The sequence below is a fragment of the Streptomyces sp. NPDC057697 genome (genome assembly GCF_042799335.1).
GTDB lineage: Bacteria > Actinomycetota > Actinomycetes > Streptomycetales > Streptomycetaceae > Streptomyces.
In genome coordinates, this window is record NZ_JBHVJA010000009.1 from 227479 (window position 1) to 249384 (window position 21906).

Annotated in this window: 18 protein-coding genes; 17 read left to right on the plus strand and 1 reads right to left on the minus strand. The window is 73.9% G+C overall.

From position 1 onward, the window contains the following. The 12 genes from ACFVFH_RS23490 (at position 1) to ACFVFH_RS23545 (ending at position 13827) form a co-directional block, all read left to right on the plus strand. A complete protein-coding gene (locus tag ACFVFH_RS23490; RefSeq protein ID WP_383771933.1) occupies positions 1-1911 on the plus strand; it encodes a dipeptide/oligopeptide/nickel ABC transporter permease/ATP-binding protein in 1911 nt (636 codons plus the stop codon). Continuing rightward, positions 1908-2678: an ABC transporter ATP-binding protein gene (locus ACFVFH_RS23495; RefSeq protein ID WP_383771935.1), complete on the plus strand. Its 771-nt coding sequence runs from the start codon at positions 1908-1910 to the stop codon at positions 2676-2678. Before ACFVFH_RS23490 ends, ACFVFH_RS23495 begins: the two co-directional genes overlap by 4 nt. Continuing rightward, on the plus strand, positions 2675-4615 hold the full coding sequence (locus ACFVFH_RS23500) for a prolyl oligopeptidase family serine peptidase (RefSeq protein ID WP_383771937.1): 1941 nt from the start codon (positions 2675-2677) through the stop codon (positions 4613-4615). Before ACFVFH_RS23495 ends, ACFVFH_RS23500 begins: the two co-directional genes overlap by 4 nt. 23 nt (positions 4616-4638) lie before the next feature. Next, the gene (locus tag ACFVFH_RS23505; protein WP_383771938.1) at positions 4639-6009 is read left to right on the plus strand and encodes a serine hydrolase domain-containing protein; all 1371 of its coding nucleotides are present in this window, start codon (positions 4639-4641) and stop codon (positions 6007-6009) included. A 1-nt stretch (position 6010) separates the two neighbouring features. Then, complete coding sequence (locus tag ACFVFH_RS23510; protein ID WP_383771940.1) at positions 6011-7141, plus strand: M20 family metallopeptidase; 1131 nt, start codon at positions 6011-6013, stop codon at positions 7139-7141. Further along, positions 7138-7995 (plus strand): GNAT family N-acetyltransferase, encoded by an 858-nt coding sequence (locus ACFVFH_RS23515; RefSeq protein ID WP_383771942.1) that lies wholly within the window; start codon positions 7138-7140, stop codon positions 7993-7995. The genes ACFVFH_RS23510 and ACFVFH_RS23515 overlap by 4 nt, the downstream gene beginning before the upstream one ends. After that, on the plus strand, positions 7992-9098 hold the full coding sequence (menC, locus tag ACFVFH_RS23520; protein WP_383771944.1) for an o-succinylbenzoate synthase: 1107 nt from the start codon (positions 7992-7994) through the stop codon (positions 9096-9098). Before ACFVFH_RS23515 ends, menC begins: the two co-directional genes overlap by 4 nt. 70 nt (positions 9099-9168) lie before the next feature. After that, positions 9169-10767 carry a PucR family transcriptional regulator gene (locus tag ACFVFH_RS23525; RefSeq protein ID WP_383771946.1) on the plus strand — a complete coding sequence of 533 codons (1599 nt, stop codon included), beginning with the start codon at positions 9169-9171 and terminating at the stop codon, positions 10765-10767. Positions 10768-10904: 137 nt separating this feature from the next. Further along, positions 10905-11351: a nitroreductase family deazaflavin-dependent oxidoreductase gene (locus tag ACFVFH_RS23530; RefSeq protein ID WP_383771948.1), complete on the plus strand. Its 447-nt coding sequence runs from the start codon at positions 10905-10907 to the stop codon at positions 11349-11351. 177 nt (positions 11352-11528) lie between these two features. Then, a complete protein-coding gene (locus ACFVFH_RS23535) occupies positions 11529-12206 on the plus strand; it encodes an ABC transporter permease (RefSeq protein ID WP_383771950.1) in 678 nt (225 codons plus the stop codon). Further along, on the plus strand, positions 12203-12880 hold the full coding sequence (locus ACFVFH_RS23540; protein WP_383772118.1) for an ABC transporter permease: 678 nt from the start codon (positions 12203-12205) through the stop codon (positions 12878-12880). The genes ACFVFH_RS23535 and ACFVFH_RS23540 overlap by 4 nt, the downstream gene beginning before the upstream one ends. Beyond that, a complete protein-coding gene (locus ACFVFH_RS23545; RefSeq protein ID WP_383771952.1) occupies positions 12877-13827 on the plus strand; it encodes an ABC transporter substrate-binding protein in 951 nt (316 codons plus the stop codon). Before ACFVFH_RS23540 ends, ACFVFH_RS23545 begins: the two co-directional genes overlap by 4 nt. 12 nt (positions 13828-13839) lie before the next feature. Here the strand turns inward: ACFVFH_RS23545 and ACFVFH_RS23550 are convergent, their stop codons facing one another. Beyond that, positions 13840-14814: an acetylxylan esterase gene (locus tag ACFVFH_RS23550; RefSeq protein ID WP_383771953.1), complete on the minus strand. Its 975-nt coding sequence runs from the start codon at positions 14812-14814 to the stop codon at positions 13840-13842. A 203-nt stretch (positions 14815-15017) separates the two neighbouring features. Here ACFVFH_RS23550 and ACFVFH_RS23555 point away from each other — a divergent pair, with 203 nt between their 5' ends. From ACFVFH_RS23555 to ACFVFH_RS23575, 5 genes are all read left to right on the plus strand, one after another. After that, positions 15018-16160 (plus strand): LacI family DNA-binding transcriptional regulator, encoded by a 1143-nt coding sequence (locus tag ACFVFH_RS23555; protein WP_383771955.1) that lies wholly within the window; start codon positions 15018-15020, stop codon positions 16158-16160. Further along, positions 16157-17767, plus strand: a complete 1611-nt coding sequence (locus tag ACFVFH_RS23560; RefSeq protein WP_383771957.1) for an FAD-dependent oxidoreductase — start codon at positions 16157-16159, stop codon at positions 17765-17767. The genes ACFVFH_RS23555 and ACFVFH_RS23560 overlap by 4 nt, the downstream gene beginning before the upstream one ends. 100 nt (positions 17768-17867) lie before the next feature. Then, positions 17868-19997, plus strand: a complete 2130-nt coding sequence (locus ACFVFH_RS23565) for a hydantoinase/oxoprolinase family protein (protein WP_383771959.1) — start codon at positions 17868-17870, stop codon at positions 19995-19997. Further along, positions 19994-20581 (plus strand): hypothetical protein, encoded by a 588-nt coding sequence (locus tag ACFVFH_RS23570; RefSeq protein WP_383771960.1) that lies wholly within the window; start codon positions 19994-19996, stop codon positions 20579-20581. The genes ACFVFH_RS23565 and ACFVFH_RS23570 overlap by 4 nt, the downstream gene beginning before the upstream one ends. Positions 20582-20585: 4 nt before the next feature. Then, entirely contained in the window at positions 20586-21869 is a 1284-nt protein-coding gene (locus ACFVFH_RS23575; protein WP_383771962.1) for a transporter, read from the plus strand. Positions 21870-21906: the final 37 nt, after the last annotated feature.

Consider the following 21906-nt stretch of genomic DNA (forward strand, 5'->3'; position numbering starts at 1 on the left):
ATGCCTCATCACGACCATGACAGCTCACTGCGGCACCGGCTCGGGCGCACCCTGAGGACACCGATCGGCATCACCGCGCTCACCGTCTTCGTGCTGGTGGCGCTGGTCGCCGTGCTCGGACCCGTACTGCTCGGCGACCGGGCCGCGCGGGTCGACACGGACGCGATCAACCAGGGCGCCGGCGCCGCCCATCTGCTGGGCACGGACCAGCTCGGCCGGGACATCGCCGCCCGCGTCGTGGTGGCGACCCGCCTGACCCTGCGGCTCACCCTGCTCGCCGCCGCGATCGGCGTCGGCGGCGGGCTGCTGCTCGGGGTCGCCCCGGCGGTCGTGGGCCGACGCCTCGGCCGGCTGATCACCGCGACCGTCGGCGTACTGGTGGCCTTTCCCGGGCTGCTGTTCCTGCTCTTCCTCGCCACGATCTTCGGAGTGGGCACCACCGGCGCGGTGCTCGCCGTGGGACTGGCCATGGTTCCGCCCATGGCGCGGCTGGTGCAGAACCTGACGGCATCGGTCGCGGGCTCCGACTACGTGGCCGCGGCCCGGATCCTCGGCGTGGGCCGGTTCCGGCTGGTGGTACGTCATCTGCTGCCCAATATCGCCGAACCCTCGGTGCTCTTCGCCACCCAGGCCACCGGCGGCATCCTGGTCGCCTTCTCCGGCCTCTCCTTCCTCGGACTCGGCGTACAGCCGCCGCAGTACGACTGGGGGCGGCTGCTCAACGAACAGCTGAACCGCATCTTCGTGAACCCTGCGGCGGCCCTGGCACCCGGCGCGGCCGTCGTCCTGACCGGGCTGATGTTCGGGCTGGCCGGTGAGGTGCTGGCGCAGGCGGGCGGCCGGAGGGCGCCGCAGGCCCCGGAGCCCGTCCCGGAGCAGCGGCCGGACACCCCCGGGGAAACGTCCGCCGACGACGCTCCCCTGATCAGGGCGCGCGATCTGCGGGTGGCCTTCCCCGGCGGGCGACAGGCGGTACGCGGCATCTCGCTGGACATCGCCAGGGGCGAGGCGGTCGGCCTGGTCGGCGAATCGGGCTCCGGCAAGAGCCTCAGCGCGCTGGCACTCGCGGACCTGGTCCCGCACCCGGGCCGGGTCACGGCCGGGACCCTCCGCTTCGACGGGCACGATCTGCGGGACGACCCGCGGCTCGGCACCGAACTGGCCATGGTCTTCCAGGACCCGATGGCCTCCCTGAACCCGGCCCTGCGCGTGGGCCGCCAGCTCTCCGAGGTGGCCGAGGTGCACCTGGGCGCGAGCCGGGCCCAGGGCGCGGCGCGCGCCGTCGACCGCCTCCGCGCCGTCCGCGTCCCCGCACCGGAACGCCGCGCCCGGCAGCGGCCGCACGAGTACTCCGGCGGGATGCGGCAGCGGGCCGTCATCGCGATGGGACTGATGGGGGAGCCGAAGCTGATCATCGCCGACGAGCCCACCACGGCGCTCGACGTGGCGGTCCAGGAGCAGGTGCTCGACCTGCTCGCCGAGGTGCGCGAGGACTCCGGCGCCGCGCTGCTGCTGATCTCCCACGACCTCGTCGTCGTCGCCCAGGTCTGCGAACGCGTCCTGGTGATGTACGCGGGCCTGGTCGTCGAGGACCTTCCGGTCACCGCACTCCTCGGCGGCGCCGCCCACCCGTACACCCGGGCACTGGTGGGGGCGGTCCCCACCATGGCCACGGACCCCGGCACGGACCTCGTGACCATTCCCGGCAGGCCCCCGGAACCGGGGGAGACCGGCGGCGGGTGCGCGTTCGCCCCGCGCTGCGAACGCGCCCGGGAACGCTGCCACCGAACCGCCCCCGGACTCTCCGGCTTCGGGCCGGGCCGGCAGGTCGCCTGCTGGTTCCCGGTCGGAACGGCGGCGGCCGACGGGCCCGTCGCGACCGCGTCGTCCACGGCGGAGGCCACCTCATGAGCTCACTCGAACTGCGCGGGATCACCGTGCGCTACGGCCGGTTCACCGCCGTGGAGAACGTCGACCTGCTGGTGCCGGAAGGGACGGTGACCGGACTCGTCGGCGGGTCCGGGTCGGGGAAGTCGACCCTCGGCAGGGCCGTCGTGGGACTGGCACCGATCAGCTCGGGGCGCGTACTGGTCGACGGGGCCGGGACGGCGCGGCGCGGGCGAAGCCCCGTCCAGCTGGTGTTCCAGAACCCGTACGCCTCGCTCGACCCGCGCATGAGCGTCGGCGCCTCCGTGGCCGAGGCACTGCCCGGCGCGGCGGCCGGGCGCCGCACACCGGCCCGGGAGCGCCGCGCCGCGCGCGACGCCGAGGTGGCGCGCTTCCTCGAACTGGTCGGCATCGACCCCGCGCGGGCCGCGCTCACCCCGGACGCCCTCTCCGGCGGCCAGCGCCAACGGGTGGCCCTGGCCCGCGCGCTGGCCGCCCGGCCCGCCGTACTGATCGCGGACGAGATCACCTCGGCCCTGGACGTCTCCGTGCAGGGCGCGGTGCTCAATCTGCTCCGCCGCCTCCAGCGCGAACTGGGCTTCGCGATGCTCTTCATCTCCCACAACCTCGCGGTCGTCCGCTACCTCTGCGACCAGGTCGCCGTGATGGACGGCGGCCACCTCGTCGAGTGCGGCCCCGCCGACCGGGTGCTGGAGCACCCGGAACACCCGACGACCCGGAACCTCATCTCCTGCGTACCGACCCTTGCCCTCGCCGAGGAGGCGTCATGACCCGACCCCTGACGATCGAAGACCTGTACCGGTTCGAGATCCCGGGAGATCCCGCACTGTCCCCGGACGGCGAACGCGTCGCCTACACCCTGACCACCCAGGACGCCGACAACGACCGCGTCATCCGCTCGATCTGGGAGGTACGCGGCGGGGGCGGCCCGGCCCGGCGCCTCACCCACGGCCCGGCGGACACCGCGCCGCGCTGGTCCCCGGACGGATCGTGGCTGGCCTTCCTGCGCGCGGGGCAGCTCCATCTGCTCTCCGCCGACGGGGGAGAGGCCGTCGCGCTCACCACCCCCGCACGGTGTCCGGCCGGGGCGGGCACACCGGTCTGGAGCCCGGACGGTTCACGCATCGCCTTCGCGGCCCCCGAGGCGTACCGCGCGGACAGCGCACCCGTGGTCATCGACGCCCTCGGCTGGAAGGCGGACGGGACCGGCCTCATCGGATCGCTCCGGACCCAGCTCTTCGTGGTGGAGGTGGCGTCCGGCGAGGTCGCACAGGTCACCGGGGGCGACCGGCACGTCGGCACGCCGAGCTGGTCGCCCGACGGCACACAGCTCGCCTTCCCGGCGTACACCGGCCCGGACGCGGCCGCCCTCGGCCCCTCGGCCGCCCATGTGGTGGGGGCCGGGGAGCGCGCGTCCCTGGGCCGGCGGGTCGGGCCCGTCGACGGCCTCGCCGGTCCGGTGAGCTGGTTCCCGGACGGGTCCGCACTGCTCGTCGTCGGCCGGGCCTCGTTCGGCGTCGGCCACTCGGAGCTGCTGCGCCAGCCGCTGGACGGCTCCGCGCCGGTCTCCCTCAGCGCCGCCCTGGACCGCAACGTCATGGGCGGCGGACCCGGCTACCCGGGTGCGCTGCCGCAGTTCCACGGCGACGCGATCGTGTTCTGCGCCCGCGACCGGGGCGCCACCCGGCTGTACCGGCTGGACGCCGACGGGATCAGCGCCTCGCCGCTTTCCGCCGGCAGCGGGGTGAGCGGCTGCTCGGTCGTCACCAAGGCGGGGCGGGCGGCGGTGGTGGTCTCCGACGCCTCGCGCTTCGCCGAGGTCGTGCTGCTCGACCTGGACGCCTGGACGTCCGGGGGGCCGGTCCTGCCGTCGGCCGGACCGCGGCCCGTACGGCTCACCGACCACATGGACCGGTCGCTGCCCGGCGTTGCCCTCCACCCGGTCACCGAGCGCGAGTTCACCCTTGAGGACGGTACGGTCGTACACGCCATGATCACGCGTGCCGAGGAGACGCCACCGGGCGGCCCGCTCCTGGTCGACGTGCACGGCGGCCCGCACAACGCCTGGGCCCCGCACTCCGATCCGGTCCACCTCTACCACCAGGAGCTGGTCTCGCGGGGCTGGACGGTCCTGACCCCGAACATCCGTGCCAGCGACGGCTACGGCGAGGCGTTCTACACGGCCGCCACGGGCGCCTGGGGCGAGACCGACGAACAGGACGTCCTGCAACCGGTGGCCGCCCTGGTCGCCGAGGGACTCGTCGACCAGGCACGGATCGCCCTCACCGGCTACAGCTACGGCGGCTATCTGACCTGCTGGCTCTCCGCCCGCAGCGACCTGTTCGCCGCCGTCGTACCCGGCGGCGTCCTGGTCGACCTGACGAGCATGGCCGGCACCTCCGAGGAGGGCCACCTGATCGCCCGCCACGAGATCGGCGACCCGGCGCGGATGACGCAACTCTCGCCGCTCAGCCACGCCGACGCGGTCCGCTCGCCCACCCTGATCCTGCACGGCGGCGCGGACGACACCTGTCCGGTGGGCCAGGCCGAGCAGTGGTTCCACGCGCTGCGCACCCGGGACGTACCGGCCCGGCTGGTCGTGTACCCCGGCAGCTCGCACCTCTTCCTCCTGGACGGCCGGCCCTCGCACCGGGAGGACTACTCCCGCAGGCTCGTCGAATGGGTCACCACGCACACCAACCGCTGAACGAAACGGAATCGGAGCCCCGCATGACCGACACCACCGAGCTGTCAGCCCGCTGGACCACCCGGCTCACCGAACTGACCGCACGTCACTCCGTACCCGGCGCCTCCCTCGCGATCCTGCACCGCGGCGAGATCGTCGCCGAGACCGCCGTCGGACTGGCCAACACCGAGGCCGGGATCGGTGCGACCACCGACACCCTCTTCCAGATCGGCTCGATCTCCAAGGTCTGGACCACCACGGTGGCCATGGCCCTGGTCGACGAGGGCGTACTCGAACTGGACGCCCCGCTCGTCTCCGTACTCCCCGAGCTGCGCCTCGGTGAAGAGGAGCTGACCCGGGGGGTGACGCTCCGTCATCTGCTGACGCACACCAGCGGCATCGACGGCGACCTCTTCACCGACACCGGCCGGGGCGACGACTGTCTGGAGAAGTACGTCGCCCTGCTCGACGACGTCACCCCCAACCACCCGCTCGGCGCCACCATGTCCTACTGCAACGCGGGCTTCACCCTGCTCGGCCGGGTGCTTGAGGTCGTCACCGGCGTCCAGTGGGACGAGTTGATGCGCGAGCGGCTGTACCGGCCGCTCGGCCTGACGCACACCGTGACCCTGCCCGAGGAGGCGCTGCGCTTCCGCACCGCCATCGGGCACCTGGGGAGCCCCCCGGTCCAGGCCCCGATGTGGGGGCTGATGCGCTCGGCCGGACCGGCCGGACTGATCTGCTCCACCCCGCGCGAGGTACTGCGGTTCGCCCGGCTGCACCTCGACAAGGGCGTCACCGCCGACGGCACCAAGCTCCTCTCCGAGGAGTCCGTCGCCGCCATGCAGACCCCGCAGGTCGAGATCCCCGACCCGCACGTCCTCGGCGACGCCTGGGGGCTCGGCTGGTTCCTCGACACCTGGGACGGACAGCGGGTCTACGGACACGACGGGGGCACGATCGGGCAGAACGCCTATCTGCGGGTCCTGCCCGAGGCCGAGCTGGCGATCTGCCTGCTCACCAACGGCGGCGACACCTCGGGCCTCTACCGGGACGTGTACGCGGAGATCGTCCGGGAGCTGGCCGGGGTGACGATGCGCCCCGCCATCGAGCCCGCGACAGAACCGGTGGCGGTGGACCCCGCCGACTACGTCGGCGTGTACCAGCGGCTCTCCAGCCGCATCGAGATCGTGGAGCGCGACGGCGGACTGGTGATGGTGGACCGGATCACCGGACCCCTGGCCCAACTCGCCCCCGACACGGAGAAGGAGTACCGGATGCATCCCGTCGAGCCGGGCCTGTTCGTCGTGCAGCGGCCGGGGCTCGAGCTCTGGGTCCCGGTCGTCTTCTACACGCTCGACGACGGCACCCCCTACCTCCACCACGGTGGCCGTGCCACTCCCAAGGCGGGCTGACGTGCCTTCGATCACCACCGCATTGGAAGCGGGGCTCCCGTCGCTCCTGGCCGACATCGGGGACCTGGTCCGCACCGAGTCGCCCAGCGACGACCCGGCCGCCGTGGCCGCCTGCGCCCGCGTCGTCGCCGGGATCGGCACCCGGCTGACCGGCGCGGCGCCCGAGTGGATCGACGGCTCGGGACGGCCCGCCCTGCGCTGGCGCTTCGGCTCCGGCGACCGGGTGCTGCTGCTCGGCCACTTCGACACCGTGTGGCCGGTGGGCTCCCTCGCCACCCACCCCTTCGAGGTCGCCGGGGGCAGGCTCACCGGGCCGGGCTGCTTCGACATGAAGGCCGGGGTGGCGCAGCTGTTCCACGCCCTGTCGGTACTGGACGACCTGGACGGCGTCTCGGTGCTCCTGACCGGCGACGAGGAGATCGGCGCCCCCACCTCCCGCGCCCTGATCGAGGCCGAGGCCCGCCGGACCCGCGCCGTCCTCGTCCTGGAGGCGAGCGAGGGCGGTGCGCTGAAGACCGCGCGCAAAGGGGTGTCCGGCTATGAGCTGACCGTCGCCGGACGCGCCGCGCACGCGGGCCTGGAACCGCACAAGGGGGTCAACGCCACCACCGAACTCGCCCACCAGGTCCTCGCGTTGTCCGCCCTCGCCGACCCGGCGGCCGGCACCACCGTGACCCCGACCGTGGCCGCCTCCGGGACCACCCGCAACACGGTGCCCGACACGGCCCGGCTGCTGGTCGACGTGCGGGTGGCGACGGCCGCCGAGCAGGACCGGGTGGACCGCGCGGTGCACGGCCTCCGGCCGGCGCTCGACGGGGCCTCGCTCACGTTCTCCGGCGGCCCGGACCGGCCGCCGCTGCCGACGACCGCCTCGGCCGGGCTGTTCGCCCTCGCCGAGGGCCTCTACGCGGAACTGGGCCTCGGGCCCCTGCGCGGCGTGGCGGTCGGCGGCGCCTCCGACGGCAACCTCACCGCGGGAGCGGGCACGCCCACGCTCGACGGCCTCGGGGCCGTGGGCGGCGGGGCCCACGCGGACGACGAGCACGTGACCGTCGCCGAACTGCCCCGCCGCGCGGCACTCGTGGCCTCCCTGGTGGCCTCGCTGACCGGCCCCGGCCGGGTGGGACCGTGAACGCCGCGCGGGCGGCCGCCGCGACGGCCGCCGCGGACCTGGCCGCGGAGCGCGCCGGCGTCACCGTCAGGGAGCTGCACGGACTGGACGAGATGCACGAGGCGTGCCGGGTGCTGGACCGGATCTGGCGGCCCGACCCCGGCAACCCGCTGATCACCCCGGAACTGCTGCGGGTCCTCGCGCACTCCGGCAGCTATGTCGTCGGCGTCGAACGGGACGGCCGGACGATCGGCTTCTGCCTGGGCTTCCTGGCCAGCGTCGGACTCCACTCGCACATCGCCGGGGTGGACGGCACCGTCCGGGGCCGCAACATCGGCTTCGCGGTGAAACAGCACCAGCGGGCCTGGGCCCTGGCCCGCGGCCTCACCACCATCACCTGGACCTTCGACCCGCTGATCAGCCGCAACGCCTACTTCAACCTGGCCAAACTGGGCGCGGTGCCGAGCGAGTACCTGGCGGACTTCTACGGCGCCATGCGGGACGAGGTCAACGCAGGGACCGAGACGGACCGGCTGATGGTCCGCTGGGAGCTGACCGGAGAGCCCGCCGTCGCCTCCGCCGCCGGCACCCCCCGCACCCTCACCGTCGACGACGCGGGCGCCCGCGCCGTGGTCGGACTCGACGCCAAACCCGACGGGAGCCCCGTCATCGGACGCCGGGACGGCGACACCGTCCTGGTCCGGATCCCGGCCGAGGCCGAGGAGCTCCGCCGGACCGACCCGCCCCTGGCCCGCGCCTGGCGGTACGCGCTGCGCGAGGTGCTCGGCGGCCTGATGGCCGAGGGGCACACCGTCACCGGATTCACCCGGGACGGCTGGTACGTGATCGACAGACATCAGGAGAGTCACGCATGAAACTCGTCGGTGTGGAACTGCGCCGGATCGCGATGCCCCTCGTCGCACCGTTCCGGACCTCGTTCGCCACGATGACCACCCGGGAGATCCTGCTGGTCAGGATCGAGACCGAGGACCACGAGGGCTACGGCGAATGCGTCACCATGGCCGATCCGCTGTACTCCTCGGAGTACACCGCGGCCGCGGTGGACGTGCTGCGCAGCCATCTCGTGCCCGCGCTCGCCGCCCTGCCGGCACTCGACCCCTGGGCGGTCGCCCCGGCCCTGGCCGCGTTCAAGGGCCACCGGATGGCCAAGGCCGCACTGGAGACCGCGGTCCTCGACGCCTGGCTGCGCTCCCACGACCTGTCGATGGGCCAGTGGCTGGGCGCGACGGCCGAACGGGTACCGGCAGGCGTCTCGGTCGGCATCATGGACTCGGTCCCCGCGCTGCTCGACGCCGTCGACGGCTATCTGGCCGAGGGCTACCGGCGGATCAAACTGAAGATCGAGCCCGGCTGGGACGTGGCACCCGTGCGCGCGGTCCGGGAACGCTTCGGCGACGACGTACAGCTCCAGGTGGACGCCAACACCGCCTACACCCTCGCCGACGCCGCGCAGCTGGCCCGGCTCGACCCGTACGGGCTGCTGCTGATCGAACAGCCCCTGGACGAGGAGGACATCAGGGGACACGCGGCACTCGCCCGGCAGGTGCGCACCCCCATCTGCCTGGACGAGTCCATCGTGTCCGCCCGCTCGGCGGCCGACGCCATCGCGATGGGCGCCTGCTCGGTCGTCAACATCAAGCCGGGGCGGGTCGGCGGCTATCTGGAGGCCCGGCGGATCCACGACGTGTGCGCCGCGCACGGCGTCCCCGTCTGGTGCGGCGGCATGCTGGAGACCGGTCTCGGCCGGGCCGCCAACGTCGCCCTCGCCGCACTGCCCGGCTTCACGCTGCCCGGCGACACGTCCGCCTCCGACCGGTACTACCGGACCGACATCACCGAACCGTTCGTCCTGCGCGACGGCCATCTCGACGTGCCGGACGGCCCCGGACTCGGCGTCTCCCCGATCCCCGGGCAGCTGGCCGAGGTGACCACGTCGACGGAGTGGATCGGCCGGTGACCGGCGTCCCCGCAGGCCCCCGCGCGGCCGCCCCCGCCGCGGCCGGCCTCCGATCACCTACCTTGTGAGGATGACGGAGCAGCCACGGGCCGTGCTCGGCCGGATCCTCAACGATCTCGGATCGACGCTGATCGAAGTGCTGGCCGGGGAGGCGGACCCGGCCCGCGCGGTCACCGGAGTGCTGATCCAGGACCCCCTGGACGAACCGGCGCGGCTGCCCGGCGCGGTGGTGCTCGGCGTCGGTGTGTACGGCGCCGGGCCCGTGGCCGCCCTCGTCGACCGGGCGGCCGGGCTGGGCGCGGCGGCCGTCGTGGTCCGCTCCCCGGTCCCGGTCTACGGATCGGTGTCCGAGGCGGCCGCCCGCACCGGCGTGACCGTGCTCGGCCTGACGCCCGGGGCGTCCTGGGCCCAGGTGGCCGCGCTGCTGCGCTCGCTGCTCGCCGTCGACGAACTGGGCACGGTGGGCGGCCCCGACGAGGCCGACGGCGCCGAACCCCTCGCCGGTGACCTGTTCGCCCTGGCCAACGCCACGGCCGGACTGCTGGACGGCCCGGTCACCGTGGAGGACCGCGGCGGCCGGGTGCTGGCCTTCTCCAGCAGACAGGACGAGGCCGACGAGGACAGGATCGCGACCGTCCTGGACCGCCAGGTGCCCGCCGAGAAACTGCGCGCCCTGGAGGAACGCGGCGCCTTCCAGGCCCTCTACCGCAAGGAGGAACCCGTCTATGTGGACGGCATCTCGGACAAGCCCCGGGTCGCGATCGCGGTCCGCGCCGGCGGCGAGATCCTCGGCTCGATCTGGGTCGTGGTCGACGGGCCCCTGAGCGCGGACCGTACGCAGGCGCTCCAGGAGGCGGCGAAGGTGGCCGCCCTGCATCTGCTGCGCCGCCGCACCGGCGAGGACGCCGAACGCCGGCTGCGCGCGGATCTGCTCGCCACGGTCCTGGAGGGCGGTACGCACGCCCCGCAGGCCGCCGTACGGCTCGGCCTGTCCGTGCAGCCCGCCTGCGTGCTGGCGCTCGCGGTGACCGGCGAGCAGTACGCGCCCGACCGGGTGGCCGCGGGCCACCGCGTCGCCGAGGCGCTCGCCCTGCACCTGTCCGCGATCCACCCCCGCACCGCCACCGCCACCCTCGGCCCGGTCACCTACGCGGTCCTGCCCACGAGTTCGGACGAACAGGGGCTCCGGGTGGCCGAGGCGTTCCTCGGCCGGGTGGGGGACAGGATGCCCTCCGTCATCGGAATCGGCAGGCTAGCCGCCCGCCCGGTGGAGCTGCGCCGCTCGCGCGCCGACGCCGACCGTGCGCTGCGGGTCCTCGGCTCCGGCCGTACGCAGCGCAGGGCCGCCCGGCTGTCGGACGTCTACGCGGCCGCGCTGCTGGAGGAGCTGACGGACCGGATGGCCGCCGAGGACGACCTGCCGGACGGCCCCGTCGTACGGCTGCGCGCCTACGACGCCAAGCACCACACGGCGCTCACGGACACCCTGGACGCCTGGCTGAGCACCTTCGGCGACGTGCCTGCCGCCGCTGCCGCCGTCCACGTCCACCCCAACACCTTCCGCTACCGGCTCAAGCGGCTGGCCGTGGTCGCCGGCATCGACCTCGACGACCCGGAGGCCCGGTTCGAGGCCATGCTGCAACTGCGCCTGGGGCCACCGCACTCCTGAGGCACCACACGTGTTCCCGCGCCCGGCCCGGTCCGGGCGCCGTACGGGCGGAATGGTGCGAGAGTTCTCGGAGCGGGACACACCGATGTCCGCGGGCACGCGTGTCCGAACGACGACGAGACGATGGGACAGAATCCATGCCTCTGCAGGGAGAGTACGAGCCGAGCCCCGAGAAGTGGGTCCGCGACCAGGTCGAACTGTTCGAGAGCTCCGGCGGCACCGAGGGAACCACGATGCGGGGCATGCCCGTCATCGTCCTCACCACCCGCGGGGCCAAGAGCGGCAAGATCCGCAAGACCCCGCTGATGCGGGTCGAGCACGACGGCTCGTACGCCGTGGTCGCCTCGCAGGGCGGCGCCCCCAAGCACCCCGTCTGGTACCACAACATCGTGGCCGACCCGCGCGTGGAACTCCAGGACGGCCCGGTCCGCCAGGACATGGACGCCCGTGAGGCCACCGGCGAGGAGAAGGCCCTGTGGTGGCGGCGCGCGGTCGAGGCGTTCCCCGACTACGCCGACTACCAGGCGAAGACCGAGCGGCAGATCCCGGTCTTCGTCCTCGAACCGGCGGCCGGGCAGCACTGACGTCCGCCATCCCTGCCCCGGGGAGCGCGTGAGGGCCCGGCCGACGGCACCCGGGCGCTCCCCGCCCGGCCGGTACCCCCGGGCAGGGGGAGCGGCGGCGGGGCCCCGCCCGTACGCGGCACCCGGACAGCCGATCAGGACGAGCGCCCGCGCGGCCCCGGGCGCTCCAATGGAGGGGTGACCGCGCCCCCCGACGACTGCCTCGCGCGCAACGAGTGGCTCTGCGGGGCCTACCTCTCCAGCCGTCGCGAGATCCTCTGGGACGCCACCGTGCAACACCTCCAGCTCACCGTGGTCTCCGTGCTCATCGGACTGGCCCTCGCCGTGCCGCTCGCCCTCGCGGCGCGGCACCGGCGCTGGGCGGCGGGCCCCGTGCTCGGCGTGACGACCGTCCTCTACACCGTGCCGTCGCTGGCCATGTTCTCGCTGCTGCTGCCGGTGTACGGGCTCTCCGCCTCGCTCGTCGTCGCCGGACTGGTCCTGTACTCGCTCACCCTCCTCGTCCGGAACATCCTCGCCGGACTGCGCGCCGTGCCCGAGGAGACCCGGCAGGCCGCGCGCGGCATGGGATACGGCCCCCTGCGGCTGCTGCTCGCCGTGGAACTGCCCCTCGCGCTGCCCGCGGCCATGGCCGGACTGCGGATCGCGACCGTCTCCGCCGTCTCCCTGGTCACGGTCGGCGCGATCGTCGGGTACGGCGGACTCGGCAACCTCATCTACTCCGGGATGAACACCTACTTCAAGGCCCAGGTGCTCACCGCCTCCGTCCTCTGCGTCCTCATCGCCGTCGCCGCCGACGTGCTGCTCCTGCTCGCCCAGCGACTGCTGACCCCATGGACCCGGAGACAGCCGTGAACACCCTGGCCGACGCCTGGTCCTGGCTCACCACCTCCGCGAACTGGTCCGGCGACGACGGCATCCGCAACCGGCTGGGCCAGCACCTGTTCCTCACCACGGTCTGCCTGCTGATCAGCTGTCTGATCGCACTGCCCGTCGCCGTGGTCCTCGGCCACCTCGGCAAGGGCGGCACGCTCGCCGTCAACCTCTCCAACATCGGCCGGGCCGTACCCACCTTCGCCGTACTGGTGCTGCTGCTCCTCACCCCGGTCGGCGGGCACGGCGAGTGGCCGACCATCATCGCCCTGGTGCTCTTCGCCGTGCCGCCGCTGCTCACCAACGCCTACGTCGGCATGCGGGAGGTCGACCGCGACGTCGTGCGCGCGGCCAGGGGCATGGGCATGACGGGACGGCAGCTGATGCTGGGGGTAGAGGTGCCGCTCGCACTCCCCCTGATCCTCACCGGAGTGCGGATCGCCGCCGTCCAGCTCGTCGCGACCGCCACCCTCGCCGCACTCGCGGGCGGCGGCGGACTCGGCCGCATCATCACGGCGGGATTCAACCTCGCCTCCACCGCGCAGGTCGTCGCCGGAGCGGTCCTCGTCGCGGTCTTCGCGCTGATCGTCGAAGGGCTCTTCGTCGCGGGCCGGCTGCTCGTCCCCGGCCGGTTCCGGGGCGGGGGCTCCGGATGAGGCCGCGGGCCGCCCTTGCCGCGCTGGCGCTGCTGCTCCCGGCGGCCGGATGCGCCACCGGCCCCTCCCTGGAGAACCGGGGCGACGTCACCGCACCGCCGGGCGACAGCCGACACCTCACCATCGGCTCCGCGGGATTCACCGAGAGCGATCTGCTCGCCCGGATGTACGCGCTGCTGCTGGACCGGGCCGGCTACTCCACGAAGGTCATCTCCGTCACCAACCGGGAGATCTACGAACCGGCGCTGGAGAACGGGCAGATCGACGTCGTGCCGGAGTACGCCGCCACCTTCGCCGACTGGCTGAACGCCAGGAAGAACGGCGCCGACGCCACCCCGGTCGGTTCGCCCGACCTCGCCGCCACCATGAAGGCGCTGCGCGCGCTGGCCGTCCCGCGCGGCCTCACCGTCCTCGACCCCGGGCGCGCCGTCGACCAGAACGCCTTCGCGGTCGCCGCCCGGTACGCGGCCGAGCACCGCCTCAGGACCCTCGGCGACCTGGGCAGAGCCCGGCTGCCCGTACGGCTGGCGGCCGGGGACGAATGCGTGCGGCGCCCCTACTGCGCGCCCGGACTGAAGAAGACCTACGGCATCCGGATCACCGCCGTGGACCCCAAGGGCGTCGGCACCACGCAGGCCAAGCAGGCCGTCCAGAAGGGCCGGGACCAGATGGTCCTGACCACCACGACCGACGCCACGCTGGACAGCTTCGGCCTCGTCCTGCTCGCCGACGACAGACACCTCCAGAACGCCGACCACCTCGTCCCCGTCGTCAACCGGTCCCGGGCGGGCGGCGCGGGCGTACGCACGGCGCTGGGCAGGCTCAACACCGTACTGACCACCGCCGACCTGGCCCGGCTCAACGAGCGGGTGGACAGCCTGCGCCGGCTCCCCGAGGACGTGGCACGCGACTACCTGGAGTCCAAGGGGCTCGTCCCGCGCGGCTGACCGCCGCCGCGGTCAGGCCCGCAGCCGTCCGGGCAGCCAGCCCAACTGCACGGCCTGCTGGAACGGCCCGCCGCCCTCGTGATCGTTGAACTCGTACACCTCGATGGACTTGTCCGGGTGGGCGTAGGCGTTGAAGGCGGCGAAGACGGTCGAGGGCGGGCAGGTCATGTCCTCCAGCGCCGTCGAGAACAGCGCCGGTGCGCGCCCGCGCGCGGCGAAGTGCACCCCGTCGAAGTAGGAGAGCGTGGCCCGCGCCCGCTCGGCCCGGCCGCGGTGCGTCTTGAGGTAGTTGCCCACCTCGCGGTACGGGGCGCGGTCGGTGACGGTGAGGGCGCGGGGGAAGTCGCACAGGAACGGGACGTCCGGCGCGATCGCCACCAGGTCGGGTATCAGCCCGCCCACGGCGAGCGTGATGCCGCCGCCCTGGCTCTCTCCGACGGCCGCGGTGCGCGCCGCGTCGGCCAGCGGGTGCGAGCGCGCCGCCTCCACCGCGCGTACCGCGTCGGTGAACACCCGCCGGTAGTAGTACGACTCCGGGGCCTCGATGCCACGGGTCATGAAACCGGGAAACGCGGGGGCGCTGCCCACCGGGTCGGCGGTGTCGCCGACGAGCCAGCCGCTGCCCTGGCCGCGGGTGTCCATCACGAAATGGGCGAAACCGGCCGACGCCCAGAGCAGATGGCTGTGCGCCAGCCCCCGCCCGCCGCCGTAGCCGATGAACTCGACCACCACCGGCAGCGCCTCGGTGGTGCCCGCGGGGACGAGGAACCAGCCCTTGACCGGGTGGCCGCCGTAGCCCGCGAACGTCACGTCGTACACGTCGACGGTGCTCAGACCCGTGTCGGTGCGCAGCTCGAAGCGGGCGTCGAGAGCGTGGGACCGGGCCTCGCCGAGCGTCCTGGACCAGAACGCGTCGAAGTCCTTCGGCTCCACCGATCCGCTGCGGTACTCGCGCAGCCGGTCGAGCGGGAGATCGAACAGGGACATGGAGGGACCGCCTTCTGCGCGGGGATGGTTGATCACACCGTACGGCGCCGCGCGTACGGCCCGGAGCGGGCCCTCCCGCGCGGGGGAGAGGGCCCGCCGCCACGGCGAAAAAGTCGTGCCCGACCTCTTGACCGAAGCCCGCCCGGCCCTCACAGTACTCGTTAATGCGCATTACTAATACGCATTAATCGATATGAGGAGCCATGGTGGAGGAACCCACGAAGCGGGCCAGGCCCGGCCGTTCACCCGCACCGGCGGGCCGCACGGCCCGCCCGCGCCAGGCGGAGGTCGCCCGGCTCGCCGGGGTCTCGCAGGCCACGGTGTCGCTGGTGCTCGCGGACAAACGGGAGGGGCCCGCGATCTCGGAGGACACCCGCCGGAAGGTCCTGGAGGCGGCCCACAGCCTCGGCTACGTCCCCGACCCGGCGGCCCGCAGGCTCGCGGCGGCGCGCAACGACCTGCTGGGCGTCTTCAGCTTCACCGCGACGTTCCCGACCGATGTGCGCCACTCGTACTACCCGTTCCTGGTGGGCGTCGAGCGCGAGGCCGCGGAACGGGGCTACGACCTGGTGCTGTTCACGGGGTCGAGCACCGGCGGCGCGGGGGCCGCCGGACCCGAGGCGCTGAACCGGGTCCGCCTCGCCGACGGCTGCCTCTTCCTCGGCCGCCACGCACCCGCCCGGGAGCTGGGCCGGCTGGTCGCCGACGGCTTCCCGGTGGTCCACCTCGGCCGCCGGGACGACCCCGAGGGGCTGCACTGGGTCGGCGCCGACTACGTGAGCGCCGCCCGCGAGGTCGTCGGCCACCTGGCCGCGCTCGGGCACCGCAGGATGGTGCTGATCCGAGAGGACGACGAGGCACCCGCCTCCACCGACCGTGAACACGGCTTCCTCCAGGGGCTGGAGACCGCCGGGGCGGACGGCGGCCCCGGGACCGTCTTCCGTTCCGCGGACCCGGCACGCGACCTCACCCCCGAGCGGCTGCGCGGCTGGCTCGCCGACGGCGTCACCGCGTTCGTCGCCGAGGAGACCGACACCGGGGCCGCCTGGCGCGCCCTGCTCCACGCCGTCGCCGGAGCCGGGATCGACTGCCCGCGCGACGCCTCCCTGGCACTGCTGGGCAGCCCGCCCGCCGATCTCGCGGACGGTCCCGAACCCACCGGTTTCGACATCCCCCGCACCCGTCTCGGCGCCGCCGCCGTCCGCATGCTCGCCGCACTCGTCGCGGGGGAGGAGGCCGCCGAACCCCTGGTCGCCTGCGCCTTCCGGCCCGGCGCCACCTCCGGCCCGCCGCCCGCGGCCACCGAACCGACCGCACCCGTACACACGGCTCAAGGAGACCAGTGATACCCGAACCGGACATCCTCGTCGTGGGCGGCGGACTCGGCGGCGTCGCCGCCGCGCTCGCCGCCTGCCGCGCCGGACGCACCGTGGTCCTCACCGAGGAGACCGACTGGATCGGCGGCCAGCTCACCTCCCAGGCCGTCCCCCCGGACGAGCACCCCTGGGTGGAACAGTTCGGCACCACCGCCTCGTACCGCAGGCTGCGCGAAGGCATCCGGGCGTACTACCGCCAGTGGTACCCGATGCGTTCCGAGGCCCTCGCCCGCACCGGGCTCAACCCGGGCGCCGGACGCGTCAGCAAGCTCTGCCACGAACCGCGCGTCGCGCTCGCCGTGCTGGAGGCGATGCTCGCACCGCACCGGGCGACGGGCCGTCTCGCCCTGCTCACCGAGCACCGGGCCGTGGCCGCCGAGACGGACGGCGACGTCGTCCGGGCCGTCACGCTGGAGAACCTCCGCAGCGGCGACCGCACCACCGTCGCCGCCCGCTATGTCGTCGACGCCACCGAGACCGGCGAACTCCTCGAACTCGGCGGCGTCGAGCACGTCACCGGCGCCGAGGCACAGAGCGAGTTCGACGAGCCCCACGCCCCCGACCGGGCGCAGCCGCTCAACCAGCAGGGCATCACCGTGTGCTTCGCGCTCTCCCACCACGAGGGCGAGGACCACACCGTCGACCGCCCCGCCGACCACGACTTCTGGCGCTCCTACCGCCCCGACTTCTGGCCCGGCCCGCTGCTCGGCTTCCAGGCACCCGACCCGCGCTCCCTGGAATCCGTACCGCGCACCTTCGTTCCCAACCCGGACACCGACCCGCTCGCCGTCGGCGCCGACCAGAGCGCGGACGCGGGCGACAAGGAGCTGTGGGGCTTCCGCCGGATCCTCGCCCGGGGCATGCACCGCCCCGGCGCCTTCGACTCCGACATCACGCTCGTCAACTGGCCGCTCAACGACTACTGGCTCAAGCCGCTGGTCGGCGCCGGGGACGACGTCTCCGCCCAGGCGGTCGCCGAGGCACGGCAGCTGTCGCTGTCACTGCTGTACTGGCTCCAGACCGAGGCCCCGCGCCGGGACGGCGGCACCGGATTCCCCGGACTGCGGCTGCGACCCGACGTCACCGGCACCGACGACGGCCTCGCCAAGGCCCCGTACATACGCGAGTCCCGCCGGATCAAGGCCGTCACCACCGTCACCGAACACGACGTGGCGATCGACCTCGTCGGCCCGCACGGCGGGACCCGCCACCGGGACTCGGTCGGCGTCGGCAGCTACCGCATCGATCTGCACCCCTCCACCGGGGGCGACACCTACATCGACATCGGCTCGGTCCCGTTCGAGATCCCGCTCGGCGCCCTCGTCCCGCGCCGTGTCCGCAACCTGCTGCCCGCCGGCAAGAACATCGGCACCACCCACATCACCAACGGCTGCTACCGGCTCCACCCGGTGGAGTGGAACATCGGCGAGGTCGCCGGTGCCCTGGCCGCCCACTGCCTCACCGAGGGCGTCGAACCGCACCTGGTCCAGTCCGAGGACAAGCGGTACGAGGCGTTCGCCCGGCTGCTCGACCGCGACGGGGTCCAGCGCCACTGGCCCGACGTACGCGGCTACTGACGGCCCCTCGCGCATCAGTGGAACGCCGGGTGGGACAGCTCCACCTGTCCCACCCGGCCCGCCCGCGCATCAACCCACCCGCACAAGGAGGTGCCCAGCCATGACCACCCACCGCATCCGCGTCGGCATCGACGTGGGCGGAACCTTCACCGACGCCGTGGCCGTCGACGCCACGACCCTCGAACTGCTGGGGCAGGTGAAGGTTCCCACCAGCCACCACCACGAGGACGGGGTCGCCCACGGCATCGTCGAGGCACTCGGCCGGCTGCTGGAACAGACCGGCCGGGCCGCCGAGGACGTCGCGTTCCTGGCCCACGGCACGACACAGGCTACCAACGCCCTGCTGGAGGGCGATGTCGCCACCGTCGGGCTGATCGGCATCGGCACGGGCCCCGGCGCCGTCCTCACCCGCCGGCTCGCCTCGCTCGGCAGGCTCGAACTCGCCCCGGGCAAGCGGCTCCCGCTCGCCTACGCCCATGTGGCCGACCCCGGGAACGCGGACGAGGTGCGCCACGCCGTCGACGCCGTCACCCGTGAGGGCGCCCAAGTCCTCGTCGCCAGCGAGCCGTTCGGCGTCGACCGGCCGGAGGGCGAGCGCGCGGTCCTCGAAACGGCCCGCCCGCGCGGACTGCCGATGACCGCCGCGCACGAGATCACCTCCCTGTACGGGCTCGCCAAGCGGACCCGTACCGCCGTCGTCAACGCCGCGATCCTGCCGCGCATGCTGGCCACCGCCGACCTCGTCGACGCCTCCGTCACCAAGGCCGGGGTGCACGCCCCGCTGATGGTGATGCGGTGCGACGGCGGGGTCATGTCGCTCGACGAGATGCGCAGACGCCCGCTGCTGACCGTGCTCTCCGGCCCCGCCGCGGGAGTCGCGGGCGCGCTGATGCGGGAGCGGATCAGCGAAGGGCTGTTCCTGGAGACCGGGGGCACCTCCACCGACATCAGCGTCGTACGCCGGGGCAAGGTGGCCGTGCGGCACGCCACCATCCTCGGCAAGGGGTCCTACCTCTCCGCGCTCGACGTACGGACCGTCGGGGTCGGCGGCGGGTCCATGGTCCGCGTCGGCGGCGGCGGGGTCGTCGGCGTCGGCCCCCGCAGCGCGCACATCGCCGGACTGCCGTACGCCTGCTTCGCCACCCGCGACGAACTGCGCGACGCGCGCCTGACCACCGTCCGCCCGATGGCGGGCGACCCCGACGACTACGCCGTGATCGACGCGGCCGGCGGACGGTACGCGCTCACCATGACCTGCGCGGCCAACGCGCTGGGACGGGTGCCCGAGGGCGACTTCGCCCGCTGCGACCCGGACGCGGCCCGTGCCGCGCTGGCCCCGCTGGCCGCCGCTCTGGCCACCGATGTCGCGACCGCGGCCGCCCGGTTCCTGGACGCCGGGGTCGAACAGGTCAGAGCCGTGACCGACGCCATGATCCGCGACTACCGGCTGGAGAAGGACACCTCGGTACTGGTCGGGGGCGGCGGAGGAGCCGCGTCCGTCACCCCGCACCTGGCCTCCGTCACCGGCCAGGAGGGCCGGATCGCCCGGCACAGCGAGGTCATCAGCCCCATCGGCGTCGCCCTCGCCCTGGTCCGCGAGCAGATCGAGCGGATCATCCCGGGCGCGGGACAGGAACAGATCCTCGCCGTCCGCGCGGAGGCCGAGGCCGCCGTCGTGGCCCAGGGCGCCGCCGCCGACGGCGTGGAGGTCGAGGTGACCGTGGACCCGCAGACCAGCACGGTCCGGGCGGTGGCCACCGGCGCCACCGAACTCCGCAACCGGGACCGCACCCACCGGGCCGACGACGACGAACGGCTGCGCGCCGCGGCGGCCAGCCTCCGGACCGACCCGGCGGACGTGCACATCCTGGCCGCCACCCCCGCCCACACCGTCTACGGCACCGAGATACGGCGTCGCCTGCGCACCACCCGGCACCCGGTGCGGGTCGTCGACGCCGACGGCGTCGTCCGGCTGCACGCCCCCGACGCCCTGGTGGAGACCACCACCGTCGCCGCCGCCCCCGAGACGCTCGCCCGGCTCGTCGGCGAGGCCACCTCCTACGGCGACGGCGGGGTCCGCGCCCCCGCCCTGCGGCTCCTCGTCGGCTCCCGCATCGCCGACCTCTCCGGCGTCCTGGACCCCCAGCCGCTGCTCGCCCTCGCCCGCGGCGAACTCGGCACCCGCGCCGCCGACGAGCCCGTGATCGCCGTCCTGGAGGTACGGACATGACCGCCCCCGTCGACCTCGCCGCCACGGACGACATCGAGTTCGGTGTACGGCTCCTGGCGGCCACCCCCACGCACGAAGGCCGCGACCGCGCTCTGCTGCGCCACTGGGCCACCGCGGCCACGGAGTTCGGTGCCCGGCTCGGACCCGTCCCGTCCCGCGCCCGTGTCGTCGAACGCGACGGCGGGCTGGCCCACGGACTCCTCGCCCGCTACACCTCGCGCCCCGCCACCGTCGAGCTGTACACCGACACCCTCGCCCGAGCGGAGGCCCTGGTCGACGAGTGCGGCTGGCGCCACTGGTACCCGGCCGGCTCGCCACGCGCGGCGGCCCTCGCGCACGAGGCCGCCCACGAACAGCTCCACCACGGCCCGGCCAAGGCCGAACTGAGACGCGCCCTCGGCCATGTCGTACTGCGCGCCGGACACCGACGCCTGTACGGGCACGTCGCCGGGGCCGAGGAGATCGCTGCCCACGCCCACGCCCGCGCCGTCTGCGGCCTCGGCCGCAGCCCGCTGCTGCTCACCGCCGCGCTGGCCCGCGCCGACGCGCACCCCCGCACCGCACCGCACGGAAGAGAGAAGTAACGCCATGGGCGTCGTCATCCTCCTCGTCATGGCGGCCGGTGTCGCCGCGATGCTCACCCGCAGACTCCCCACGGCCGTCGCGCTCGTCGTCCTGGCCGTCGTCATCGCCCTCGTCGCGGGCGCCCCGCCCACCGGCGAGGGCAGCGTCCTGGACACCGTCCTCCAGGACGGCGCGCCCGCGCTCGCCGCCACCATGATCGCCATCCTGCTCGGCTCCTGGCTCGGCAAGCTCCTGGACGAGACCGGCATCGCGGGCACCCTCGTCCGCAAGATCGTCGAATTCGGCGGCGACCGCCCGGTCGTGGTGGCCCTCGGCGTCCTCGCCGTCTCCACCCTCGTCGGCACGGTGACGGGCTCCGCTCCCGCCGCGATGCTCGCCGGAATCATCGGCATCCCCGCGATGATCGCCGTCGGCATCCCCAAGGTCACCGCGGCCGGCACGATCCTCATGGGCATCGCCGCCGGAATGCCGTTCGAACTCCCCGTCTGGCAGTTCTTCTCCACCGCGCTGGAACTGCCGATCCCCACCGTGCGCGGATTCATGATCAAGCTGTTCCCGTTCGCAGTGGCCGCCGCGGTCCTCTTCGTCCTGATCGAGTCCCGCCGACGCGGCGTCGAACACACCTGGTCCGTCAGGTCCCTCGCGCCGAAGCCGCGCCCGGACCGGCGCGCCCGGCTCGGTGACGCCCCCTGGTACGCGCTGCTGACACCCGTCGTCCCCCTGGTCCTGGCCCTCGGTCTCGACGTGGCCATCGTCCCGTCACTGCTCGCGGGCGTTCTGTACTGCCTGGTCACCACCACCCGGCCGCGCGGGATGAACAAGCGGCTGCTGCGCACCCTCTACGGCGGATTCGAGGTGGCCGCGGCGCCGATCACCCTGTTCATCGCCATCGGCATCCTGCTCGCGGCCGTGAAACTCCCCGGCGCCGTCGACGCGCTCGAACCCCTCGTCAAGGCGGTCGGCCCGCAGAACGCCGTGGTGTTCGTGCTGGTCTTCACCGCCCTGGTGCCGCTCTGCCTCTACCGCGGCCCGCTCAATGTCTTCGGTCTCGGCGCGGGCATCGCCGGTGTCCTGATCGCCGCCGGCGTCTACCCCGCCACCGCGGTGCTGGGCCTGGCCACCTCGTACAACCAGGTGTTCGGCGTCGCCGACCCCACGAGCACCCAGACCGTGTGGAGCGCGCAGTACGCGGGCGTCACCCCGCAGCAGGTGATGGTCCGCACCCTGCCGTACGTGTGGGCCGTCGCCCTCGGGGGCTTCTGCGTGACCGCCGCCACCTTCCTCTGACCCCGTCCCGCCCCCGGGCGCCGGAAAGCCGCCCGGG

What these genes read in the sequence shown, in the direction of transcription:
- ACFVFH_RS23490 (WP_383771933.1), top strand. Translation starts at nt 1, where the DNA reads ATGCCTCATCACGACCATGACAGCTCACTGCGGCACCGGCTCGGGCGC.
- ACFVFH_RS23495 (WP_383771935.1), top strand. Translation starts at nt 1,908, where the DNA reads ATGAGCTCACTCGAACTGCGCGGGATCACCGTGCGCTACGGCCGGTTC.
- ACFVFH_RS23500 (WP_383771937.1), top strand. Translation starts at nt 2,675, where the DNA reads ATGACCCGACCCCTGACGATCGAAGACCTGTACCGGTTCGAGATCCCG.
- ACFVFH_RS23505 (WP_383771938.1), top strand. Translation starts at nt 4,639, where the DNA reads ATGACCGACACCACCGAGCTGTCAGCCCGCTGGACCACCCGGCTCACC.
- menC (WP_383771944.1), top strand. Translation starts at nt 7,992, where the DNA reads ATGAAACTCGTCGGTGTGGAACTGCGCCGGATCGCGATGCCCCTCGTC.
- ACFVFH_RS23525 (WP_383771946.1), top strand. Translation starts at nt 9,169, where the DNA reads ATGACGGAGCAGCCACGGGCCGTGCTCGGCCGGATCCTCAACGATCTC.
- ACFVFH_RS23530 (WP_383771948.1), top strand. Translation starts at nt 10,905, where the DNA reads ATGCCTCTGCAGGGAGAGTACGAGCCGAGCCCCGAGAAGTGGGTCCGC.
- ACFVFH_RS23545 (WP_383771952.1), top strand. Translation starts at nt 12,877, where the DNA reads ATGAGGCCGCGGGCCGCCCTTGCCGCGCTGGCGCTGCTGCTCCCGGCG.
- ACFVFH_RS23550 (WP_383771953.1), bottom strand. Translation starts at nt 14,814, where the DNA reads ATGTCCCTGTTCGATCTCCCGCTCGACCGGCTGCGCGAGTACCGCAGC.
- ACFVFH_RS23555 (WP_383771955.1), top strand. Translation starts at nt 15,018, where the DNA reads ATGGTGGAGGAACCCACGAAGCGGGCCAGGCCCGGCCGTTCACCCGCA.
- ACFVFH_RS23565 (WP_383771959.1), top strand. Translation starts at nt 17,868, where the DNA reads ATGACCACCCACCGCATCCGCGTCGGCATCGACGTGGGCGGAACCTTC.
- ACFVFH_RS23570 (WP_383771960.1), top strand. Translation starts at nt 19,994, where the DNA reads ATGACCGCCCCCGTCGACCTCGCCGCCACGGACGACATCGAGTTCGGT.
- ACFVFH_RS23575 (WP_383771962.1), top strand. Translation starts at nt 20,586, where the DNA reads ATGGGCGTCGTCATCCTCCTCGTCATGGCGGCCGGTGTCGCCGCGATG.